The sequence below is a fragment of the Streptomyces varsoviensis genome (genome assembly GCF_000718635.1).
In the GTDB taxonomy this organism is placed as follows: domain Bacteria; phylum Actinomycetota; class Actinomycetes; order Streptomycetales; family Streptomycetaceae; genus Streptomyces; species Streptomyces varsoviensis.
In genome coordinates this window covers 170732-192110 of sequence record NZ_JOBF01000003.1, presented here as the reverse complement: position 1 = coordinate 192110, position 21379 = coordinate 170732, and the positions used below count along the sequence as shown (strand labels likewise).

Sequence of the window (21379 nt, the reverse complement as noted above, 5' to 3'; positions counted from 1 at the left end):
ATGGTTGTGAGGAGAACACGATGACCCGATCCATGGTCGAAGACGTATGGCCGCTGTCCCCGTTGCAGGAGGGGCTGTTGTTCCAGGCGGCCTTCGACGACGAGGGGCCGGACGTCTACACCGTGCAGTCTTCGCTGGCCGTCGACGGACCGTTGGACGCGGACCGGTTGCGCGCGTCGTGGGAGGCGCTGGCAGAGCGGCACGCGGCGTTGCGGGCGTGCTTCCGGTGGGTGAGCGGGGCGCGGATGGCGCAGGTCATCGCCCGGCGGGTGACGCTGCCCTGGCAGGAGGCCGATGTGTCGGCGCTGGGCGGCGCCGAGGAGGCGCTGGCCGAGGCGGAGCGCCTGGCCGGGGAGGAGCGGGCGCGGCGCTTCGACCTGACGGCGCCGCCGCTGCTGCGGCTGCTGCTGATCCGGATGGGCCCGGCGCGCCACCGGCTGGTGGTCACCAGCCACCACATCCTCATGGACGGCTGGTCCATGCCGGTGCTGCTCTCGGAGCTGTCCGCGGTGTACGCGGCGGGGGGCGACGCCTCCGCGCTGCCGCGCACCACGTCCTACCGGGACTACCTCGCCTGGCTGGGCCGCCAGGACAAGGACGCGGCACGGACCGCGTGGCGTACGGAGCTGGCCGGCATCGAAGAGCCGACGCTCATCGTGCCGGCCGACCCGGAACGCGCGCCCGTGGTCCCCGAGGACGCGTTGATCGATGTCCCGGAGGAGCCCACCCGGCGCCTGGCCGAGCTGGCCCGCCGGCACCGCCTGACGGTCAACACGGTGGTGCAGGGGGCCTGGGCGCTGGTGCTTTCCCGGCTCACCGGCCGTACGGACGTGGTCTTCGGCGCCACCGTGGCCGGCCGCCCGCCCGAACTGCCGCACGTGGAATCCATGGTGGGGCTCCTGATCAACACGCTGCCGGTGCGCGTACGGCTGGACGGCGCGCGGTCGGCGCTGGCGGTGCTCCAGGAGCTCCAGGAACGCCAGTCGGCGCTGACCAGCCATCAGCACCTGAGCCTGGCCGAGGTCCAGAAGCTCGGCGGGCCCGGCGCCCTCTTCGACACGCTCATGGTCTACGAGAACCTGCCGCACTCGCCCGACGGCCCGCCCGGCCCCGGCGCCCTCTCCCTGGAGCCCGACGGCCTCTCCCGCAACGGCGCCCACTACCCCCTCACGCTCGGCGTGTTCCCGGGCCCCCGCATGAGCATGCGGCTGTCCTTCCGGCCCGACCTGCTGAGCCCGGGCGAGGCCCGGGCCATCGGGCGGCGGGTGGTGCGGGTGCTGGAGCAGATGGTCGCCGACCCGTCGGCGCCGGTCGGCCGGATCGCCGTACTGGACGAGTCCGAACACCGGCTGGCCATAGGCGAGTCGGAAGCGAAGGAGGCGCCCCCCATCGGCGCCTCGGCCGTGGAGCTGATCGCCGGCCGGGCGGCGCGGGACCCCGCCGCCATAGCCATCGTGGACGGCGGGCAGGCCCTGACGTACGGCGAGTTGATGGCCGAGTCCGGCCGGCTGGCGGCCTACCTCGGTGACCTCGGTGTGCGCCGCGGCGACCGCGTAGCGGTGCTGATGGAACGCTCGGCCCGGCTGCTCGCGGCGCTGCTGGCGGTGTGGCGGACCGGGGCCGCGTATGTGCCGGTGGACCCCGCCTACCCGGCGGAGCGGGTGGCGTTCATGCTCGCCGACTCCGGCCCGGTGGCCGTGGTGTGCACGGGCGCGACCCGGCACATGGTGCCGGTGGACAGCACGGCGCGACCGGTGGTGCTGGACGACCCGACGGTGGCGGCGGAGGTCTCCGGGCGCCCGGCGGACCGGCGGCCGGAACGCGTCACGGCACAGGACCTCGCGTACGTGATGTACACCTCGGGTTCGACCGGAGTGCCGAAGGGCGTGGCGGTGCCGCACGGCGCGGTGGCCGGGCTGGTGGGGGACCGCGGCTGGTCGGTCGGCGCGCACGACGCGGTCCTGATGCACGCCCCGCACGCCTTCGACGCCTCACTGTTCGAGGCATGGGTTCCGCTGGCCGCGGGCGGCCGGGTGGTCATGGCACCGCCGGGCGTGGTGGACCCCCAGCGGATTCGCGAGGCGGCCGCGGGCGGCGTCACGACCGTGCACCTGACCGCGGGGTCGTTCCGGGTGATCGCGGAGGAGTCGCCCGGCTGCTTCACCGGCCTGCGGGAGGTGCTGACCGGCGGCGATGTGGTGCCCGTCGAGGCCGTCGCCCGCGTGCGCCAGGAGTGCCCCGAGGTCGCGGTCCGCCACCTGTACGGGCCCACCGAGGTCACCCTGTGCGCCACCTGGCATCTGGCCGCGCCGGGGCAGCCGATGGGACCGCGGCTGCCGCTGGGCCGCCCGCTGGACAACCGCCGGGTGTACGTCCTGGACGCCTTCCTCCAGCCCGTACCGCCGGGCGCGGCCGGCGAGCTCTACATCGCCGGCACCGGCCTGGCGCACGGCTACCTGGGCCGCTCCGGCCCGACCGCGGAGCGGTTCGTGGCCTGCCCCTTCGCGCCCGGGGAGCGGATGTACCGCACCGGCGACCTGGTGCGCCGGACGGGCGGCGGCGAACTGCTCTTCATCGGGCGCTCCGACGGCCAGGTCAAGATCCGCGGCTTCCGGGTGGAACTGGGCGAGGTCGAGGCGGCCCTGGCCGCGCACCCGTCCGTGGCCCAGGCCGTGGTGGACGCTCGCGCGGACGGCCCCGGCGAGCGCCTGCTGATGGGCTACATCGTCCTCGACGGCCAGGAAGTGGACCCGGAGCTGATCCGCGAGCAGGTCGCCAAGGTGCTGCCGGACTACATGGTGCCGGCGGACCTCCTGGTGCTGGGGGAGCTGCCCCTGACGCCGAACGGCAAGGTGGACCGCACGGCCCTGCCCGCCCCCGACTTCGCCGAACGGGTCTCCGACCGGGCCCCCGGCAACGAGACGGAGGAGGTCCTGTGCGGCCTGTTCGCCGAGGTGCTGGGGCTGGAACGGGTGGGCGTCGAGGACGACTTCTTCCGGCTCGGCGGGGAGTCCGGGCTGGCGATGCGCCTCCTCGGGCGCATCCGCGAGAGGTTCGAGGCCGGGATGTCGATGCGGCAGTTCTTCCTCGCGGCGACCCCGGCCGGTGTGGCCCGGTCCCTGGCCGCCAGGGCGCGCCCGGTGCTGGAGCCCGCCGAGTACGGCGACGAAGCGCCCGCCACCGTGAGCCAGTTGCGTACGTGGCTGATGACCCGGCTGGACGACAGCGGAGCGGGCCACCGAGTATCGGTGGCGCTACGGCTGCGCGGCGACCTGGACCGGGAAGCGCTCGACGCCGCGCTGGGGGACGTCGCCGCGCGCCACGAGATCCTGCGGACCACCTTCACCGGAGTCCGGGGCGACCTGCGCCAGCACATCCAGCCCCTCGAAGCGGCCCGCCCGGAGCCCGTCGTACGGACGGCCACCGCGGAGGAACTGCCCGGCCTGCTGGCCGCCGGCACGGCGCACGCCTTCGACCTGACCCAGGACGCGCCCTGGGCGCAGTACCTGTACGTCCTCTCCGAGACCGAGCACGTCCTGCTGCTCGTGGTGCACCGCATCGCCGCCGACGAGGCGTCACTGGACCCGCTGGTGCGGGACCTGGCGGCGTCCTACGGCGCGCGGCGCAAGGGCCGGGCGCCCGACCGCGCCCCGCTGAACTACCAGTTCGCCGAATACGCCCTGTGGGAGCGCGAGCTGCTGCTCGGCGTCGACGAGCCGGACACCCTGGTCAACGACCAAATGACGCACTGGCGCGAGGCGTTGGCGGGCGTGGACGGCGCGCTGGACCTGCCGGCCGACCGCCCGCGGCCCGCCCTGGCCTCCCACCGGGGCGCCCGGGTGCCGCTGAGCCTGCACGCCGGTCTGCACGCCGGACTGACGGCGCTGGCCGAACCGAGCGGTGCCACGGCCTTCACGGTCGTGCAGGCCGCGCTCGCGGCGCTGCTCACCCGGCTCGGCGCCGGCAGCGACATCGTCATCGGCACCGAGCTGCCGCGCCGGGACGAGGACGGCCTCGAAGGGCTGGTCGGCCCGTTCGCCGGACCGCTGCCGCTGCGTACGGACACCTCCGGCGACCCGACCTTCCGCGACCTGCTCGGCCGCGCCCAGCGGGCCAACAGGGAAGCCCGCCGGAACCTGGACCTGCCCTTCGAGCGCATCCTGGACGGGCTCACGCTGACGCCGTCGGCGGCGCACCACCCCGTCTTCCAGGTCGGCCTGGACTTCACCGACGACCCCGTGGACGCGGGGGAGGCGTCGGGCCTGCCCGGGGTGCGCACCATCCGCGTGGACACGGGAGTCACCACCACCGAGCTGGACCTGTCGGTCTGCCTCACCGGCCGCCATCGCGTCGACGGCGGCCCGGACGGCGTCGAAGGGCACCTGTGCTACGCCACCGACCTGTTCGACGAGTCCACCGCGACCGTCCTCGGCAACCGGCTGGTCCACGTCCTGGAACAGGTGGCGGCCGACCCGGAACTGCGCCTGAGCCAGCTCGACCTGCGGCTCGGCCCGGACGAGATGCGGGAGCTGGCGGCCCGCGAGGCGGCCCGCGACGCGGCCCGTGACCAGAGCGGCACGAACGGCGGGGGCAGCACGAACCGCCGGGACGGCCGGGACCGCCAGGACGGCCAGTTGGGCCTGGGGGTGCTCCTCCCGCTGCGGTCCACGGGCAGCCGGCCCCCGCTGTTCTGTGTCCACCCCACACTGGGACTGAGCTGGGGCTACCTGGGCCTCCTGCGGCACCTGTCGCAGGACCAGCCGGTGTACGGGCTCCAGGCACGCGGGCTCGCGGGGGAGGAGCGGATGCCGCGCAGCCTCCAGGAGATGGCGGAGGACTACGTCGAGCAGATCCGCGCCGCCCAGCCCGAAGGCCCGTACCACATCCTCGGCTGGTCCTTCGGCGGCACCGTCGCGCACACGATGGCCGCCCGGCTGGCGGAGACGGGCGAGCGGGTGGCGCTCCTCGCCGTTCTCGACGCCTTTCCCAGCGCCGGCGTCAAGGTCGTGGACGCCGGCGACGAGCCGCCCGAGGGCGGCCGAGTCAGCGGGGCCGACGAACGGGTCGGCGAGCAAGTGCAGCGCGAACTCGACGAGTTCATCGAGGTGAGCGGCGTGGAAGACGGCCAGGGAACGAGCACGGGACTCCGCTCCGCGGTGCAGCGCGTGCACGACAACCTGGTCCGGGCCGCGGCCGGCTACACGCCGCCCTCCTACCCGGGCGACCTGCTGCTCTTCGTCGCGGCCGAGGGCCGGCCGGCCGAGCAGCCGGTGGCCGAGTCCATCGCGAGCTGGCAGCCCTACATCGAGGGGGACATCGAGTCGCACGAGGTGGCCGCCGACCACCACCGGATGCTCCGGTCCGCGCCCTTGTCGCACATCGCACGCGTCATCACGCGAAAGCTCCGGTCCGCGGCCGAGGCGTGAGCGACCGGTAACCGGTATAGGAGCGGCCGACACGTCATGCCCTGAACCACACCGAAATCCCTCACCACACCGAAATCCCTCACCACACGGAAATCCCTCACCACACCGAAGAGGACGTCACCACACCGAAGAGGAGGGGAACCGAGATGGCCCACCCGCCGGAGATCCCCGTGCATCACCGCCGAAACCGTTTCGACCCCGTGCCCGAGCTCGTACGGATGACCAAGGAGGAGCCGCTGGTGGAGGCCGACATCACCGTCGGTCCCTTCGGCCGGGTGAAGTGGCTCGCCACCGGTCACGCCGAGGTGCGGGCGGTGCTCGGTGACCCCAAGCGCTTCAGTTCCCGGCCGCCCGCCGACAGCGAGGAGGAGTCCAAGGGCCTGATCCTGCCCGGGAACCTGCTCCAGTGCGACCCGCCCGACCACACCCGGTTGCGGAGGATGGTGACACCGGAGTTCACGCTGCGGCGCACGCGCAGGCTGGTGCCCCTCATAGAGGAGGTGGTGGCGGACTGCATGGACACCATGGAGAGCGTCGGGCAGCCGGCCGACTTCATGCGGCACTTCGCCTGGCCCATGGCGGGGCAGATCAGTTGCGACCTGCTGGGCACCCCCCGGGACGACCGGGCGGAGTTGGCACGCTATCTCGACATCGCCCAGAACGAGAGCCGGACCACGGAGCAGCAGGTGGCCGTCGGGAAGGCGTACTGGGCCTACATGGTCCAGCTCGCGCGGCGCCAGCGCCGTGATCCCGGCGAGGGCCTGTTCGGTTCGGTGGTGCGCGAGCACGGCGACGACATCAGCGACGAGGAACTGGCGGGCATCGGCGCGACCTTCGTGGCCGACGGGTTCAGCCAGGTCTCCAGCATGATGGGGCTGGGCACCCTGGTCCTGCTGGACCACCCCGACCAGCTCGCGCTGCTCCGGGAGCGGCCGGAAGAACTGATCGACCGGGCCGTCGACGAGCTGCTGCGGTACGTCACCGTCATCCACACCGTCTCGCCCCGCACCGCCCTGGAGGACGTCGAGATCGGCGGCCAAGTGATCAAGGCCGGGGACATGGTGGCCTGTTCGCTGCTCGCCTTCAACCGCGTGCCGGCCTCCGGGGACGACCCGTACGGCTTCGACATCACCCGCGATCCCAATCCGCACATGGCCTTCGGGCACGGCATGCACCACTGCGTCGGCGCTCCGCTGGTCAAGATGGAGATGCGCATCGCCTACCTGGCGCTGCTGGACCGCTTCCCCGGACTGCGGCTGGCCGTGCCGCCGGACGAGATCCGCTTCCGGCCCGCGCAGTCGCGTCAGTTCGGCCTGGAATCCCTGCCCGTCGAGTGGTGAGAGGCAACAGGAGCGCACATGCCGCAGGAGATCCAGCACGAGTTCGACCACGCGCGCCGGACGGGCTTCGGCCCCGGGGCCCCGGTCCGGCGGCTGCACGCGCGGGCCCCCGTCAACCGGGTCGCGGTGGCGCCCGGCCCGAACGTGAGCGCCGACGGCCCGCCGGTCTGGCTGGTCACCGGGTATGAAGAGGTACGCCGCGTGCTGGCCGACCACGCGCGGTTCAGCACCCGGCTCCAGTTCGGCGTGGGCCCCTCGGACGAGAAGAGCGACCTCGCCCGGCCGCGGGAGACCGTCGGCCACCTCACGGGCTACGACCCGCCCGAGCACACCCGCCTGCGCAAGATGCTGACGCCGGAGTTCACGGCCCGGCGGATACAGCGCCTGGCACCGCCCGTCGAGGAGGTCGTACGGGAGCTGCTGGACGACATGGAGGACGTCGGGCAGCCGGCCGACCTGGTGGAGATGTACGCTCGCCCCATCGCGGGCGCGGCGCTGTGCGAGCTGATCGGGGTGCCCCTCGACGACCGGCCCGACTTCGTCCGCCGCGTCCAGCGGCAGATGGAGCCGGGGCTGACACCGCGGCAGCGGGCCGACGCCCGGGACTCCTACACGGGCTACCTCGGCGCGCTGGTACGGCGCCGGCGCAAGGACCCCGACGAGGGGTTCATCGGCACGCTCGTCCGCGAGCACGGCGACGAGTTCACCGACGAGGAGCTGCGGGGCGCCTGCACGTTGATGTTCGCCGCCGGTCTCGACAACGTCTCGGGCATGATCAGCCTCGGCGTCCTGGTCCTGCTGCGCCACCCGGACCAACTGGCCGGGCTGCTGGAGAACCCCTCGTCCGCGGACCGGGTGATCGACGAACTGCTCCGCTACCTGTCGGTGGTGCACGCCCCGACGCCCCGGGTCGCCCTGGAGGACGTCACGGTGGGGGGCCAACTGGTCAAGGCGGGGGAGCAGGTCGTCTGCTCGATCCCGATGGCCAACCGGGACCCGGCCCTGGCCCCCGACGCCGACCGCTTCGACAGCACCCGTGCCCCCGTACCGCACCTCGCCTTCGGGCACGGCATCCACTACTGCATCGGCGCCGCGATGGCCCGGCTGGAACTGCGCATCGCCTACCTCGCCCTGTGGCACCGCTTCCCCGGCCTGCGGCTGGCCGTACCGCCCGACGAGGTCGCGTTCCGGCACAACGCGGTCGCCCACGGCCTGGAGGCGCTGCCCGTCGCCTGGTGACGGGCGGCCGAGAAAACTCCCTCGGCGCGCACAACAGGCAAGAACTTTCGTGATAGCTTATAACTAAAGCGGAAGGCGATAACATCGAAGGGCTCCGTCGCCTCTGTCGAAGGGCTGACTCCTCGCAGCGGCAACGCACGGGGTCCGGCACGGCCGACGACAAGACGACAAGAGGCGGGACTGTCCCCTCCACGCCGATGGTCGGCGAGGCCCACGACACCGACCGCTGTCATGACAACCGGGAACCCCGGAAGGAATACGTTGATGATTCACCACTGCGTTCGCTTCAGCTTCAAGCCCGGCGCGACGCCGGAGCAGATCGAAGACGCCCTTGCCAGCCTTCGCCACCAGGGCGAGGCCGTCCCCTCCGTGCAGTCCTTCCTCGTCGGCCGCGACCACGGCGGCAGATACGAGTGGGGCGCCACCTTCCAGATAGCGGACCTGGAGGGCTACTGGGAGTACCTCATCCACCCCGCCCACCGTCACACCGACGAGATCGGCCTGCCCCTGGTCGACCAGTTCGTCTCCTTCGACATCACGGACGACCTCGACCCCGAGACCGGCAAGAAGATCGCCGCCCTCCACCAGCGCCGGTACGACACCGACCCCGGCATCACCGAACTCGTCTCCAACATCAACCAGTACGAGGGCAGCGCCGCCCCCGGCCCCCACGCGGCCTGACGCCGCCACGCGCGCTCCCGCTCAGCGGTCGGTGTGGCGAACGCAGTCACCCTCGGCCCACACGATGGGTGCACCGCTGTAGCGATCCGGCCCGAACATCACGTCGACGCCGTGCTCGTCGGTGGTGCTGATGGCGGGCAGTCCCTGACCGGGCCTGCCCGCCGCCGGACCCGGGCTCTCCTTCACCGTGAGCTCGCGCCGCTCCCATTCCTCGCGAAGGTTGTGAACCGCCGTCAGGTAGTCGCGTCGGCTGTCGAACTCCAGCTTCCAGTAATAAATGGGTTGGCCGCGGGTGACGCCGTCGCTGTCGGCCCCGAAGTCGTCCACGCACGAGGTGCTGCCCTCGACGTCGGCCGTCGACTCCAGTGAGGCTCCGGGCAAGGCACCGGCCAGGCGCGGTGCGGGCCGCAACTGGCTGACGGTGCGCATTCCCGCGCCCTTGGTGGCGGCGACGTGTTCCTCGTACGCGGTTTTCGAACGCACCGGCCCCCCTTTCATGGATTCGCAGGCCCGAGCCAGCATCACGAGGAGCCCCATGAGGACGAGGGCGATCAAGACCGCTATGAGGGGGCCGCGCCAACTACCTCGGACGGGCGGGGCAGTGGTCGCCGAGTCTTCCGGGGACGGCAAGCGGGCTGTGGTGGGCATGACGTCCACCCAAGCCTGCTTCGCGCACGCCGGGCAGAGCTCACGTACTCACCGTCCCTGCGTACTTCGACCCACGTCAGCGCCCGCGCGGGCGCATGGTGGAGCCGGGAAGTTCGAGGCCGGTGACGCGGCGGCCAAGAAGAAGCAGTACGCCAGCTCAGTCCCGCCGCCCATCGACCGGTGCCGTCAGCAGCCGGGCCAGCTCCTCGCCGGCCCCGTCGTACCCGGCGTCGCAGATCCGCTGCAGCTCACGCGCGTCGCCCGCCGCCACCGCGCGTCGCGTGAGCAGGAACCCGGCGTGCGACGAGCCCTCGTCCAGCAACTCGCTCAGCTCCTCGACATCGCCCGCCGTGTCGGCGAGGTCGGCCAACCGGTTCATGGCGGACTCGTTGCCCGCGTCGGCCAGCTCGCGCAAGGTGTCCCGATCGATGGTCGTGTTCGCGTTTTTCGTGTTCGCGTCCGCGTTCGTGTTCGGCATGGCGCCATGGTGCGACCCTGCCCCTGGGGAAAGGTCAAGTGGGACGATGGGCGTGTGATCACCATCGGGCAGTTGGCCAGGTACGTCGGGGTGTCGGTCAAGGCCATCCGCGTCTACCACGACAAAGGGCTGCTCCCCGAACCCGACCGCGACGCCTCGGGCTACCGGCGCTACGGCGCGCGCGACGCCATCGACCTGGTCAAGATACGGACCCTCGCCGAAGCCGGCGTTCCCCTGGCCCGTATCCGGGACCTGAGGTCAGCGACCGACGAGCAGTTCCAGCAGGCACTGCGCGAGATCGACGACGAACTCACCGCCCGCATCAGCGCTCTGCGAGCGGCCCAAGGGCGCCTGCGCCAACTCGCCGACCTCGGCGGTCAGTCGGCGGCGCTGCCCGCCGAGGTCGGCGCCTTTCTGGAGCATCTGACGCGCTGGGGGTTCACACCGCGCTGGGTGGAGCTGCAACGCGACTTGTGGATCCTCGTGTTCGCCACCCACCCCGACCGGGCGATCACGCTGTTCCAGGACCAGTACGAGGCCCTGACCGACCCCGCGCTGCGGCAGCTTTTCCTCGACTACGACCACGCGTACGACCTCGACGCCGACGACCTCCGCATCGACGCCATCGCCCGCCGCATCGCCGAGGCGACCCGAGCACGCTACGGCCCCGACGAACCGCCCGGCCTGAACGGCGCATCCGAGATACCCGCCCTCATCCAAGGCGCCGTCAACGTCTCGTCCCCCGCCTGGCACCGGCTCGACAGCCTCATCCGCGCGAACCTCGCCGTCACGTCGCCGGACGCTCCGGCCACCCCGTGAATTACGGGGTGAATGACGTCTGGCGGGGCACTAACGCCGGTACCGCCTTCGCCCGCTGACAACGATCACGGCGACGAGGCCGCAGACGGCTCCAATGATCCCGCAGGCGAGGATGAGCGTGACGCCCATGTCCGGTCGGCCTTCCGCTAGGCGGGCGGAGCCCGCGGTAATAGGGCCCCGACTGGCTCGTGGCCTGCGGCCTACGCGTCCGGCGTCACGGTGAGGACGACGACCTTGCCGTGCGGGTGGCCCTCCTTCAGGCGGCGGATGGCAGCCGGGGCCTCGGCCAGTGGGTACGTACTGTCGACGGCCGGAGTGAGGTAGCCCCTCTCCGCCAGGGACTTGAGGGTCAGGAGGTCCTGCCGGCGGACGAAGGAGAACAGGCCGCGGAGGTCTCCTGCCGCGTGAGCCGGGTCAGCAGCGCCATCCGGAATTGCGCGCCGAGGCCCGCCGGCCAGCGGCTGCCGCCTTCACCGCCGATACGGACCAGAGTGCCGTCAGGGGTGAGGACGCGGCGCAGCAGGGGGAGGGGGCGTGAAGCCGGTCACCTTCGCGCCGACCGCTTCGATCCACCCGGCGCCGTCCGTGCCCCGGACGGGGTTCCGGGGCCTGCGCAGCCACCACTTCGCCGGCGGCGGGCGCGGGCCGGTCGACCTCCCGCAACTCCAGCACGTCCACGGAACCGTAAACGTCCTGCACGATGGTCTTCACAGCGGCTTCCTCCCGGAATCGGTACGAACGGGCAGGCGGCGAGCTCTGGGGAGATGCCAGGTTGTCGGTTGGCGGGCCGGAGGGCGGGGCTGCCCCCAGCTTCCCGCGCGGCTGGGGTACCGCCTGGGGCTGGGCGCGTGGTGCATGCGCGCGTGGGTTCGTGGGTGGGTTCGTGGGGGCGGGATTGTGGGTGGGCGGGTGCGGGGTTCGTCTCGGACCCTTCGGGCCCAAAGCGGTGCATGGGGGCGGGCGGGGGTGGTGGGCTGAGATTGGTTCGCCCTCTTCGGTCGGTTGGGGCTGGGCGCCAGGACAGCTCCGCTGCGCTCCGCCGTTGGCGGCAGCGCATAGGGTGGCGGAGCCGCCCGACAAAAGCGCCATACCGGACGCGGAATCGAGCGGTAAGCCCACCCTGTTGCCTGTTCAACTTGATATAGCGGGCATACCGGGCGCGTTGGCCACTGGAGTTGAGTTTCCCCAGGCTCGGGCCCCGCCCCCATGTGCGGAAACCGTCCCCGGCCGACCCGCGCTGTGGAGCGCCGCGCAGCGGAGCTTCCTTGGTCTCAGCCGTCCACCGGGCAGTAGGGGGCGATCCGGCCCCGGCCCACCGCCCCCCGCCCGCCCCCATGCTCCGCTTTGGGTCCGAAGGGCCCGAGACGAGACCCGCACCCGACCACCCACAGTGCCGACCCCCGGCCTCAGCCCAACCCTCGACCTCAGCTCCACCCCCCGGCCTCAGCCCCACCCCCCGGCCTCAGCCCAACCAACCCCCCTACGCCGAGCCCTCCGGCAAAGCATGCGCCAAGAGGACTTGGGCTGCCGCGCGGGCGTGGCGGCCGTAGCGGGGGTCGTTCAGGACCATGGCACGGCTGGCGGCGCCGTCGGCGAGGGTTACTAGCTGTTCGGCCAGGGGGCCAGGGTCGGGGTAGTTCAGTTCGGTGAGCAGGGTGGTGACCAGGTGTGTCATCCGCAGTTTCTGTTCGCGGGCGTAGGAGTGGGCGGCGCTCTCCGGGTCCGGGAACTCCGCGGCGGCGTCGATGAATGGGCAGCCGCGTACGGGGGTCGCCTCTGGGGCGGGCTGGTCGAAGAGGCCGAGGAGGCGTTCCAGCGGGGGGATGTCCTCGCGGGTCAGCACGGTCTCCAAGGTGGCGCCCGACGATGCCAGGCCCTGTAGGTGGGCGATCACCAGGTCGTTCTTGGTGCGGAAGTGCGCGTACAGCGTGCGCTTGGACACCGGCGCCGCCTCCGCGACCTGTTCCATGCCCGTCGCGTTGATCCCCTGCGTCGCGAACAGCCGGGCCGCACCGCTCAGAATCCGCTCCCGCGCTCCCCGACCCTTCTCCCGGCCCTTCCCTTGGCCCTTCCCCTGGCCGTCAACCATCGCCGTCGCCGCCCCTGTCGTCTCGCCCATGCCCGCAACTATACGTCCGCGTTTACTTCGGTCGAGTCCTGCTGTTAGGGTCGGTCATCGAAGTAAACGGGAACGTTTACCAAAATTCGTCTCCCGCCCCCTGACCAGGAGCTCCCATGAACCTGCTGACGTCGTCCTCCCCCTCGTCCCCCGCCCCCCTGAGTGCCCACGCCGAAAAGCTCATACGCGGCCGCCGCGCCACCCGCGCGTTCCGGCCGGAGCCGGTGCCCGAAGAGACGATGCGGGCGATCTTCTCGCTGGCCGGCGCCGCGCCGTCCAACTCCAACGCGCAGCCGTGGCGGGTGGAGGTGGTGAGCGGGGCGGCGCGCGAGCGCCTGGCGGGCGCCTTGCAGGCGGCCCACGCCGCGCGCCGCGTCACTGTCGACTTTCCGTACTCCGAGGACATGTACGCGCCGGTGCACCAGGAGCGCCGGGCGGCGTTCGGCGCCCAGTTGTACGGGGCGCTCGGCATCGGCCCCGACGATCACGAGGCGCGGGCGGCGTACGACGCCGAGAGCCTGCGCTTCTACGGCGCGCCGCACGCCGCGTTCCTCTTCGTCACCGGCGACGGCGGGGCCCGGCTGGCCGCCGATGCCGGCGCCTACCTCCAGACGCTGCTCCTGGCGATGGCCGCGTACGGCGTGGCGAGCTGCCCGCAGGGGTTGCTCAGCTTCTACGCCGACGCGGTCCGCTCCGAACTCGACCTGCCGGCCGCCGAGGGAAAGCTGCTCGTCGGGGTCTCCTTCGGTTATGCCGACGAGACCGCCCCGGTGAACGGGGTCACCGCCGACCGTGCCGCCCTCGAAGCGGTCGCGACCTTCCACGGCCACTCGGACTGTTGAAAACCAACACATCGACGATAAAAATCGACACTGTGTAGACTCCGAAGGAGGGGAGGGGCCATGCGCCCCTCCTACGTCCTTGTCCGGAAACCCCGGAGGGCTGGGGAGACCCGGAAGATCTGGAGGAGCAGTGCACCAGCAGAACTGGCTCATCACCGGCGTCAGCACCGGCCTCGGCCGGGCCTTCGCCCAGGCCGCGCTGGCCGCCGGGCACACCGTCGTCGGCACCGTCCGCTCGGAGGGCGACCTGCGGGCCTTCGAGGAACTGGGCTCCGGGGGCTCCGGCGGCGCCCGCGCGTACGGCCGCATCCTGGACGTGACGGACGACGACGCCGTGGCGGGCGTGATCGCGGAGGTGGAGCGGAACGTCGGCGCTCTCGATGTCGTGATCGCCAACGCCGGCTACGGACTGGAGGGCACCTTCGAGGAGACGCCGCTCGCCGAGGTGCGGCGGCAGTTCGAGGTGAACGTCTTCGGGGCGGTGGCCACCCTGCGGGCGGCGCTGCCCCCCATGCGCCGGCGCCGCTGCGGGCATCTGATGGCCGTCACCTCGATGGGCGGGCTCATGGCCGTACCCGGCATGTCCGCGTACTGCGGCAGCAAGTTCGCGCTCGAAGGCATCCTGGAGGCGCTGGGCAAGGAGGTCGCGCAGTTCGGCATCCATGTGACGGCGATCGAGCCCGGCTCGTTCCGCACCGACTGGGCCGGCCGCTCCATGACCCGCGCCGAGCGGTCCGTCGACGACTACGACGAGCTGTTCGCGCCCATCCGGGCCGCGCGCCAGAAGGCCAGCGGCAACCAGCTCGGCAACCCGGCCAAGGCCGGAGAGGCCGTCGTACGCATCGCCTCGCTCGACGAGCCGCCCGCCCATCTAGTCCTGGGCTCGGACGCGTTGCGCCTGGTCACGGCCGCGCGTACGGCGGTGGACGAGGACATCCGCGCGTGGGCAGCCCTCTCCCGTACGACCGACTTCGCCGAAGGCGCCCAGCTCTGATGGACGCCCCCGACCCCCGCCAGCCCGCCTCCCGCCGGCCCGCCCCTCGCCAGCCCGCCTCCCCCCAGACCCCGCGCAGCCGTCGCGCCGCCGAGCGCAAGGGCGATGTCCGCGAACGGGCCATCCTCGACACCTGCGAGGCCCTGCTGGCGAGCAAGGGTTACGAAGCGATGACTGTCGGCGACGTCGCCCAGGGCGCCGGCATCACGCGCGGCGCCCTGTACTTCTACTTCGGCTCCAAGCAGGAGGTGGTCACGGCGCTCGTGGCCCGGACCGTCGAGCACCTGTGGGAACGGTCCCGGGCCACCGCGCAGGCCGACGAGCCGCGCCAGGCCGTCGCGGCGGCCATGCGGCGCACGGTCGAGCTGTGGAACGACCACGGCCTGGTCATGCGCACGGCGATCGACCTGTCGCTGACCGTTCCGGAGATCGGCGAACTCTGGGACCGTACGGCCGACTTGTTCATCGCGGCCATCACTGCCGTACTGGAACGCGCCGGCGTCCAGCCCGGCGGCCGGCCGGACCAAGCCTCGGCGCTCGCCCGCGCCCTGTGCTGGATGATCGAGCGGACCTTCTACCACGCCTCGCAGGAGTCCCGCGAAAAGTTGCGGGAGGCGTCCTCGACCTGCGAACACATCTGGCTGACCACCGCCGGCCTGCCCACCTGAGGGCGCGCCCCGCTCCCTCGCGTCCTACGCCCCATCGCTCTACGCCCTCGCCTCCCGCGGATTCGCGTCCCGCCCGCCCCGCCCCGCCGCCGGTACCTCAACGGCGTGGTGCCGAAGGCGCGTTTGAAGGCTGTGCTGAAGGAACTCTCCGACGCGTAGCCGACGTTCAGCCCCACCTGGCCCACCGGGACACCCCGGTGGGCCGGCGCGTGCGCCGCGAGCCGCATCCGCCAGTCGTGCAGATAGGCCAGCGGCGGCACCCCCGCCACGGTTCGGACCGCGCCGCGAAGGTCGTACGGGCCGTTCCCCTTCGGGTTCCTGCGGACGAGCGGGGTCGACCTCGCACAGGGAGAAGTCACGATCAACGGGGTTCCGTCCCGGGCGTGGAGCCTGAAGTGACCTGGCCCGCCCCCTTCGGCCGTGGGTGCGGCTGTGGCTGTGGCTGTGGCTGAGAGGGGCGGTCGTCCAGCAGGTGCTCGCTGAAGAACGCGGCGAGTACAGCGCGTACCGAGGCGATGCCGTGGCCGGGCGGCAGCGTGCCGAAGGTGAACACGTCGTCGGGGTCCGCGTCGGCGGGGTCGGCGGGGTCGTTCGGGTCCCGCAGGCCCAGCGGCTCGGCCAAGGCGTCGAAGTCGGTGGCCGACATGTGCCCGGCCCCCGGCACCGTCGTGTGCCGGCGCGGGCCCCGCAGCAGCGGCCACAACCGGTCCCAGCCGGCCAGGATGTCCGGGTCCGCCGGGTCGGGCGGGGTGAGGCCGCACAGGAGAACGGGCAGGTCGAGCCCGGTGGTGAGCACCTGCCCGTACAGGCTGCCGTCGAGTACCGCGACGGCGCCGAGCCGAGCGCCGATCCGGGAGCCGATCCGGGAGCCGATCCGGGCGCCGATCCGGGCGTCACCCCGGGCGTCACCCCGGGCATCGAGCTGGGCGTCGACGCGGGCCAGTTCCGCGGCCGCCGCGCCGCCCAGCGAGTGCCCGGCGACGCCGATACGGGCCGGGTCCAGCAGCCCGTGCCACGGCGAACCGGGCGCGAGGAGCCGGTCCAGGACGAACCGGAGGTCGGCGACGCGGGTGGGGAGGTAGCGGGTTTCCAGCTCGCCGGCGGCGCCGCCCTCCGGTTCGCGATGCGGTACGAGACGCCCGTCGGGGAACTCGACGGCCGCCGCGTCGCCGGGGTGGTCCACGCTCGCCACGACGTACCCGCGGGAGGCCAAGTCCTCGGCCAGGGCCGTCAGCCCGGCCCGGTACTCGCCCAGGCCGGGCGAGAACAGCACCAGCGGCCAGGGCGGACCGCTTGCCGCGGGCGGGCCACTCGCCATGGGCGGGCCGCTCGCGACGAGCAGGCCGCTTCCCCCGGGCGGCCCGCTCGCCACAGGCGCACCGTCCACCGCGTGGATGCGCACCCCGGCCAGTGCCTCCTCCACCTCGGGCCCGAATTCCTCCCCCTCCTCGGCCCACATCCGCAGCACGTGCGCGGCCACGGACGGCGTGAGATAGCGGGCGGCGGGGGCGTCCTCCGTACGCGCCGCGGCCGGGTACCACACCTGCACCATCAGCTCCCGACGGCGGTCAGCCTGCCAAGGGTCGGTGCGGCCCGGGTCGAGGAGCGGGAACGCCCGCGTGCCCACCGGGTACGGGCCGCCCGGCGCGGGCAACACCAACCGGTTGCTCGTCTCCTCATCCCCCATCGCCCCATCCCCCATCTCCCCATCTCCCATCTTTGGCGACATCTCCCATCTCTGGCGATCGACGCTGTGTCGCTGACGCGATGGTGCCCAGTGCGTGGCGACTCGACCACGCCGTTGTTATGGGGTATAACTGAAGTAATTAGTAGTAACGCTCGGGCCTCTGCGCCACGCACGCCCGCCTCGAAAGGGGTCAAGATCATGAGCACCACCGCACGTGACCTGCACGTCGTCCTCGGCGCCGGCCCGGCCGGCTCGACCGTCGCCGGGGAGCTGGCCCGCCGGGGGCACGAGGTTCGGCTCGTCGACCGCACCGGCGGCGGCGCGGCGCCGGAGGGCGTCACGCGCGTCCAGGGCGATGTCGGCACCGTGGACGGCGCCCGGGAGGCCATCAAGGGCGCCGCCGTGGTCTACCACTGCGTCAACGTCGCGTACCACCTCCAGGTCGACGTCATGCCCGGCATCCAGGACGCGATCCTCGGCGCCGTCGAGGCCGAAGGGGCGCGCCTCGTCGTGCTCGACACGCTCTACCCGTACGGCGAGACCCACGGCGCGGTGATGACCGAGGACACCCCGTGGAACGCCACCAACGCCAAGGGGCGGATGCGCGCCGCCCTCGACGAGAAGTACCTGGCCGCGCACAAGGACGGCCGCGCCCGCGTGGTGCTGGGCCGCTCCGCCGACTTCGTCGGCCCCGGCGTGCTCAACTCCACCCTCGGCGGCGCCGTCTTCCCCGGCGCGCTCACCGGCGGCGAGGTCGCCGGCCTCGGCGACATCGACCTGCCGCACAGCTACACCGACATCCGCAACGTGGCCGCCGGCCTCGCCACCCTGGGCGAGCACCCGGAGGGCGACGGCCGCGTCTGGCACCTGCCCACCGCCCCGGCGCAGACCACCCGCGAGATCTTCCAGCAGATCGAGGAGAAGGTCGGCCGGCCCCTGAACATCGGTATCCACACCGAGCCCAAGCCGTTCGGCCCGTTCGACGAGGTGTTCATGAACTCGTACGCCGAGCTGTTCTACCAGCACACCGAGGCGCAGGTCATGGACTCGTCGGCGATCCAGGCCGCGTTCGGCCTCCAGCCGATTCCGATGGAGCGGACGCTGGACGACACCATCGCCTGGTACCGCACCTTCCTCGCCGCCCAGTCCGGCAACTGACCGCCGCCCCCGCGCGCTCGGCGGCGGCCTCGGCGGCAGCCCCAGTGGCGGTCTCCCCAACGTACGACGCTTGTGCTGGACTGTCCCGACACGATCCGTCCACGACAACGGGGTGCATGCGATGCCTCTTGAGGGCGAGTACGAGCCGAGCCCGGCGCAGTGGATCCGCGAACAGGTCGAGCTGTACGAGAGTTCGGGCGGCACGCAGGGCACCACGCTCTGGGACACGGGCCTGCCGGTCGTCATCGTCACGATGCGTGGCGCGAAGAGCGGCAGGCTCCGCAAGATCCCGCTGATGCGCGTGGAGCACGAGGGGCGGTACGCGGCGGTGGCCTCGAAGGGCGGCTTCCCGCACCACCCCGTCTGGTACTTCAACCTCAAGGCCGACCCGCGGGTGGACCTCCAGGACGGCCCGGAAATCCGCCCCATGACGGCCCGTGAGGTCACCGGGGACGAGAAGGCCCAGTGGTGGCAGCGCGCGGTCGCCGCGTACCCGCCCTACGCCGAGTACCAGGAGAAGACCTCCCGCGTGATCCCCGTCCTCGTACTCGAACCCGGGCACCATTCGGCGGAGGGCGGCTGAGCCGCCGGCTGGGCGGCGAGCCGGCCGTCAGGCGTCCGTACGGCCCGCCGTGCCGCCCGCCGGCCGGTCACCCGGCGAGGTCCGGCCGTCAGGCGTCCGTACGGCCCGCCGTGCCGCCCGTCGTACGGCCATCCGGTGAGGTCCGCCCGTCACGGTACGGGGCCAGGAACGCGGCCAGCGCCGACAGCATGGCCTCCGGGGCCTCCTCGGCGGGGTAGTGGCCGCACTCGGGGAGGACGAGGCTCTCCACGTCGTCGGCGGCGAGCCGCATCGTCGCGCCGACCCCCGCGCCCTGGTTCCCCGCGCCCCCGATCGCCAGGACCGGCAGGGACAGCCGGCGGCTCTTGCGCTCCTCGTTCTGCGCGATGGTCAGGTCGAGCGCGCGGTAGAACTCGAAGCTGGCGCGCAGGGCTTCCGCGTCGTCGGCGAGGGTGTCGACGTAGTGCTGGACGGCGTAGTCGGGCAGCGGACGCGCGGCCTTGGTGGCGAACTGACGGCCGAAGTAGAGCTGCTCCCGTCCGCTGACCAGCTCCTCGTTGACGCCCGCGAGGCGGTTGAAGGCGAAGTGCCAGAGGCGGTCGTTGGCCGCGTCGCTGCCGAAGAGGGGCGGCGTGGGGGAGAGCCCCGGGATCGCGGCCTCGGCGACGGCCAGCCGGTCGAGGCGGCCGGGGTGGTCCGCGGCCAGGGCGTAACCGGTCCACATCCCGACGTCGTGCCCGACCATGGCGAACCGCTCGTGCCCGAGTGCGTCCATCAGCGCGACCATGTCGCGGGCGAGCGTGCCCGTGTCGTACCCGTCCCGCGGCTTGTCGGACAGCCCGACACCGCGCGGATCGACCGCGACGACCTGGAAGTCCCTGGCCAGCGCGGGCATCAGGAGGCGCCAGGCGTACCAGGTCTGGGGCCAGCCGGCCAGGAGCAGCAGCGCGGGGCCCGCGCCGCCGGTGACGGCGTGCAGGCGCAGTTCGCCGGTGTCGACGTAGCGGCTGGTGAAGGTCTCGGCGAACCCCGCCGGGAGCTGCGGCGCTCCGGAGACGGAGCCGGGGCCTTCGGGGGCGGGCAGGCTGGTGGTCGACGACAGAGTCATGATCATCCTTGTTGGTGTGGTGAAGAAGCTGCTCGGCGAGACGGCGGTCGTCCGCGCGGGGGCGCTTTGGCCGTGTTGGCCGTTGCTGTTCAGGCGGTCATTCGCGCGGGGCCGCAGTGGCCGGTGTCGCCAGGCGGTCGTTCGCGTAGGGGCGCAGTGGCCGGTGTCGCTCAGGCCGTCGTTCGCGCAGTGGCGCCCTTGTCGCTCAGGCGGTCGTTCGCGTAGGGGCGCGCTCGTCGCTCAGGTGGTCTTCGCCCCGGCCGTCGCGGCCGCGGGGCGGTTCAGCGCGCCGGCGAGGGTGATCGCCACGACCGTGGCGGCGAGGATCAGCGTCGCGATGTCCTGGTTGATGGTCTGGTCGAGGATGCCGAGGGCCAGCGTCGGCACGATCGTGCCGGTGTAGGCGGACAGGAAGTACGTGGCGAGCAGGTCCGCCCGGCGCCGCGGGTCGGCCAGCCGCTGGGTGACTTCGATGCCGCGCCGGAAGACCAGGCCGATGCCGATGCCCGCGAGCAGCGTTCCGGCGGCGAAGGTGGGCAGGGACCGGGCCCACAGGCCGGCCTCGAACACCGCGACGCCCGCGATGAGGAACGCCGGAGCCGCCCGGCGCCCGGAGATCCACCGCTCCGGGGCGGTGAGCTGCGCGATCAGGGCGACGATGAACAGCAGCCCGACCTGGGCGCCGATGGCCGCCGCGTTGTGGACATGCAGTTGTTCCCGCAGGAAGGACGGCACCAGTGACGAGAACAGCCCGCTGACCGCGAAGGCGGCAAGGACGCCAGTGGCGGCTCGCAGGAACTCGGACCGCGCCGCCCGCTGCTCGGGTACGGACGGACGGCGTACGGACAGCGTGGGGCGCCGCCGGACCGGGACGGTCTCCGGGGTGACGATGACGGCCAGGAGGGCGGGGACCAGAGTGCCGAGGTAGACCCAGAACACCAGGTGGGTGGGGTCCGCCCCGTACTGGGCGAACAGGCCGGCGGCTATGGTGCCCAGCCCCAGGCCGCCCATGTTGGCCACGGTGGAGATGGTCGACGCCCGCCGCGCGTGTCCGGTCCCGGCGAGTTCGCCCAGCGCGGCGGTCGCCGTGGCGGTGAAGACGCCGGTGCCCAGGCCGCACAGGAACCGCGCGGCCAGCAAGGTCGGGACGTCGTCGGCGACGAGGAACAGCGCCGTGCTCGCGGCAGCGGCCAGGAGCGCGGCGGCCAGCAGCGGGCGGCGGCCCACGCGGTCGGAGAGCGACGCGAAGACCAGCAGGGCGAGCACGGTTCCCAGGGCGTAGACGGCGAAGACCAGCGTCGTGGTGAAGGGCCCGAAGCCCATGCGCGGCGCCCAGAAGGCGTACAGCGGGATCGGCAGCGTTCCGCCCAGCATGACCAGGGTGTAGACCGCTGCTACGAGCCAGAACCCGGCCCGCGTCCGGCCCCTGTCCGTGGGCGGTGCGGTCTTGGGGCGGATGTCTGACGCGTCTGACGCGACGGACGCGTCAGAGGCAACTGAGGCGACGTTATCGATCATCGTTCGGCCTTTCGGGCGCTGTAACCACTGAGCGTCACGTTAGCCATCTTGGAACGATCAGTCAAAGATGCGTCCGTGAGTCGACGGGTGGC

At 72.5% G+C, this 21379-nt stretch carries 19 protein-coding genes; 10 read left to right on the top strand and 9 right to left on the bottom strand.

Annotated elements, in window-relative coordinates; translation table 11 throughout:
• The first annotated feature begins 20 nt into the window (after positions 1-20).
• The 4 genes from IF55_RS05435 to IF55_RS05420 all read left to right on the top strand — a co-directional run bounded on the left by IF55_RS05435 (position 21) and on the right by IF55_RS05420 (position 8686).
• Positions 21-5426, top strand: coding sequence for a non-ribosomal peptide synthetase (locus IF55_RS05435; RefSeq protein WP_030876083.1), 5406 nt, complete (start codon positions 21-23; stop codon positions 5424-5426).
• Positions 5427-5572: 146 nt separating this feature from the next.
• Positions 5573-6766 carry a cytochrome P450 gene (locus IF55_RS05430; protein WP_030876081.1) on the top strand — a complete coding sequence of 398 codons (1194 nt, stop codon included), beginning with the start codon at positions 5573-5575 and terminating at the stop codon, positions 6764-6766.
• Positions 6767-6784: 18 nt separating this feature from the next.
• The gene (locus IF55_RS05425; protein WP_030876079.1) at positions 6785-8005 is read left to right on the top strand and encodes a cytochrome P450; all 1221 of its coding nucleotides are present in this window, start codon (positions 6785-6787) and stop codon (positions 8003-8005) included.
• Positions 8006-8269: 264 nt separating this feature from the next.
• A complete protein-coding gene (locus IF55_RS05420) occupies positions 8270-8686 on the top strand; it encodes a Dabb family protein (protein ID WP_030876076.1) in 417 nt (138 codons plus the stop codon).
• A gap of 21 nt (positions 8687-8707) precedes the next feature.
• On the opposite strand, the gene IF55_RS05415 is transcribed toward IF55_RS05420, so the two are convergent.
• Together IF55_RS05415 and IF55_RS05410 are read right to left on the bottom strand one after the other, a co-directional pair.
• Positions 8708-9241, bottom strand: coding sequence for a hypothetical protein (locus IF55_RS05415; protein ID WP_048831574.1), 534 nt, complete (start codon positions 9239-9241; stop codon positions 8708-8710).
• A gap of 250 nt (positions 9242-9491) precedes the next feature.
• Positions 9492-9812, bottom strand: coding sequence for a hypothetical protein (locus IF55_RS05410; RefSeq protein ID WP_048831573.1), 321 nt, complete (start codon positions 9810-9812; stop codon positions 9492-9494).
• Positions 9813-9866: 54 nt separating this feature from the next.
• On the opposite strand from IF55_RS05410, the gene IF55_RS05405 reads away from it, so the two are divergent.
• On the top strand, positions 9867-10631 hold the full coding sequence (locus tag IF55_RS05405; protein ID WP_030876071.1) for a MerR family transcriptional regulator: 765 nt from the start codon (positions 9867-9869) through the stop codon (positions 10629-10631).
• Positions 10632-10831: 200 nt separating this feature from the next.
• On the opposite strand, the gene IF55_RS41420 is transcribed toward IF55_RS05405, so the two are convergent.
• The 3 genes from IF55_RS41420 to IF55_RS05400 form a co-directional block, all read right to left on the bottom strand.
• Entirely contained in the window at positions 10832-11014 is a 183-nt protein-coding gene (locus IF55_RS41420; protein ID WP_425428516.1) for a zinc-binding dehydrogenase, read from the bottom strand.
• Positions 11015-11045: 31 nt separating this feature from the next.
• Positions 11046-11342 (bottom strand): hypothetical protein, encoded by a 297-nt coding sequence (locus tag IF55_RS39200; protein WP_157854265.1) that lies wholly within the window; start codon positions 11340-11342, stop codon positions 11046-11048.
• 769 nt (positions 11343-12111) lie between these two features.
• Positions 12112-12720, bottom strand: coding sequence for a TetR/AcrR family transcriptional regulator (locus IF55_RS05400; protein ID WP_030876069.1), 609 nt, complete (start codon positions 12718-12720; stop codon positions 12112-12114).
• Positions 12721-12866: 146 nt separating this feature from the next.
• On the opposite strand from IF55_RS05400, the gene IF55_RS05395 reads away from it, so the two are divergent.
• From IF55_RS05395 to IF55_RS05385, 3 genes are all read left to right on the top strand, one after another.
• Entirely contained in the window at positions 12867-13592 is a 726-nt protein-coding gene (locus tag IF55_RS05395) for a nitroreductase (protein WP_048831572.1), read from the top strand.
• A 130-nt stretch (positions 13593-13722) separates the two neighbouring features.
• Positions 13723-14586 (top strand): oxidoreductase, encoded by an 864-nt coding sequence (locus IF55_RS05390; RefSeq protein WP_030876065.1) that lies wholly within the window; start codon positions 13723-13725, stop codon positions 14584-14586.
• On the top strand, positions 14586-15254 hold the full coding sequence (locus IF55_RS05385; protein WP_245661064.1) for a TetR/AcrR family transcriptional regulator: 669 nt from the start codon (positions 14586-14588) through the stop codon (positions 15252-15254). Before IF55_RS05390 ends, IF55_RS05385 begins: the two co-directional genes overlap by 1 nt.
• On the opposite strand, the gene IF55_RS36765 is transcribed toward IF55_RS05385, so the two are convergent.
• Together IF55_RS36765 and IF55_RS05380 are read right to left on the bottom strand one after the other, a co-directional pair.
• The gene (locus IF55_RS36765) at positions 15161-15514 is read right to left on the bottom strand and encodes a helix-turn-helix transcriptional regulator (RefSeq protein WP_245661101.1); all 354 of its coding nucleotides are present in this window, start codon (positions 15512-15514) and stop codon (positions 15161-15163) included. The two genes, IF55_RS05385 and IF55_RS36765, sit on opposite strands and share 94 nt — an antisense overlap.
• A gap of 101 nt (positions 15515-15615) precedes the next feature.
• Entirely contained in the window at positions 15616-16941 is a 1326-nt protein-coding gene (locus tag IF55_RS05380) for an alpha/beta hydrolase family protein (RefSeq protein WP_030876062.1), read from the bottom strand.
• A 198-nt stretch (positions 16942-17139) separates the two neighbouring features.
• Between IF55_RS05380 and IF55_RS05375 the strand changes: the two genes are divergently transcribed.
• Both IF55_RS05375 and IF55_RS05370 read left to right on the top strand, forming a co-directional pair.
• On the top strand, positions 17140-18099 hold the full coding sequence (locus tag IF55_RS05375; protein ID WP_030876060.1) for an NAD-dependent epimerase/dehydratase family protein: 960 nt from the start codon (positions 17140-17142) through the stop codon (positions 18097-18099).
• Positions 18100-18220: 121 nt separating this feature from the next.
• Entirely contained in the window at positions 18221-18682 is a 462-nt protein-coding gene (locus IF55_RS05370; protein ID WP_030876058.1) for a nitroreductase family deazaflavin-dependent oxidoreductase, read from the top strand.
• An 88-nt stretch (positions 18683-18770) separates the two neighbouring features.
• Here the strand turns inward: IF55_RS05370 and IF55_RS05365 are convergent, their stop codons facing one another.
• Together IF55_RS05365 and IF55_RS05360 are read right to left on the bottom strand one after the other, a co-directional pair.
• Positions 18771-19769: an alpha/beta fold hydrolase gene (locus IF55_RS05365; protein ID WP_037962782.1), complete on the bottom strand. Its 999-nt coding sequence runs from the start codon at positions 19767-19769 to the stop codon at positions 18771-18773.
• Between the two features lie 240 nt (positions 19770-20009).
• Entirely contained in the window at positions 20010-21287 is a 1278-nt protein-coding gene (locus IF55_RS05360; protein WP_030876054.1) for an MFS transporter, read from the bottom strand.
• Positions 21288-21379 lie beyond the last annotated feature (92 nt).

What these genes read in the sequence shown, in the direction of transcription:
- IF55_RS05385 (WP_245661064.1), top strand. Translation starts at nt 14,586, where the DNA reads ATGGACGCCCCCGACCCCCGCCAGCCCGCCTCCCGCCGGCCCGCCCCT.
- IF55_RS05420 (WP_030876076.1), top strand. Translation starts at nt 8,270, where the DNA reads ATGATTCACCACTGCGTTCGCTTCAGCTTCAAGCCCGGCGCGACGCCG.
- IF55_RS05430 (WP_030876081.1), top strand. Translation starts at nt 5,573, where the DNA reads ATGGCCCACCCGCCGGAGATCCCCGTGCATCACCGCCGAAACCGTTTC.
- IF55_RS05375 (WP_030876060.1), top strand. Translation starts at nt 17,140, where the DNA reads ATGAGCACCACCGCACGTGACCTGCACGTCGTCCTCGGCGCCGGCCCG.
- IF55_RS05380 (WP_030876062.1), bottom strand. Translation starts at nt 16,941, where the DNA reads ATGGGGGATGAGGAGACGAGCAACCGGTTGGTGTTGCCCGCGCCGGGC.
- IF55_RS05370 (WP_030876058.1), top strand. Translation starts at nt 18,221, where the DNA reads ATGCCTCTTGAGGGCGAGTACGAGCCGAGCCCGGCGCAGTGGATCCGC.
- IF55_RS05395 (WP_048831572.1), top strand. Translation starts at nt 12,867, where the DNA reads ATGAACCTGCTGACGTCGTCCTCCCCCTCGTCCCCCGCCCCCCTGAGT.
- IF55_RS05425 (WP_030876079.1), top strand. Translation starts at nt 6,785, where the DNA reads ATGCCGCAGGAGATCCAGCACGAGTTCGACCACGCGCGCCGGACGGGC.
- IF55_RS05360 (WP_030876054.1), bottom strand. Translation starts at nt 21,287, where the DNA reads ATGATCGATAACGTCGCCTCAGTTGCCTCTGACGCGTCCGTCGCGTCA.
- IF55_RS05365 (WP_037962782.1), bottom strand. Translation starts at nt 19,769, where the DNA reads ATGACTCTGTCGTCGACCACCAGCCTGCCCGCCCCCGAAGGCCCCGGC.
- IF55_RS05410 (WP_048831573.1), bottom strand. Translation starts at nt 9,812, where the DNA reads ATGCCGAACACGAACGCGGACGCGAACACGAAAAACGCGAACACGACC.
- IF55_RS05435 (WP_030876083.1), top strand. Translation starts at nt 21, where the DNA reads ATGACCCGATCCATGGTCGAAGACGTATGGCCGCTGTCCCCGTTGCAG.
- IF55_RS05400 (WP_030876069.1), bottom strand. Translation starts at nt 12,720, where the DNA reads ATGGTTGACGGCCAGGGGAAGGGCCAAGGGAAGGGCCGGGAGAAGGGT.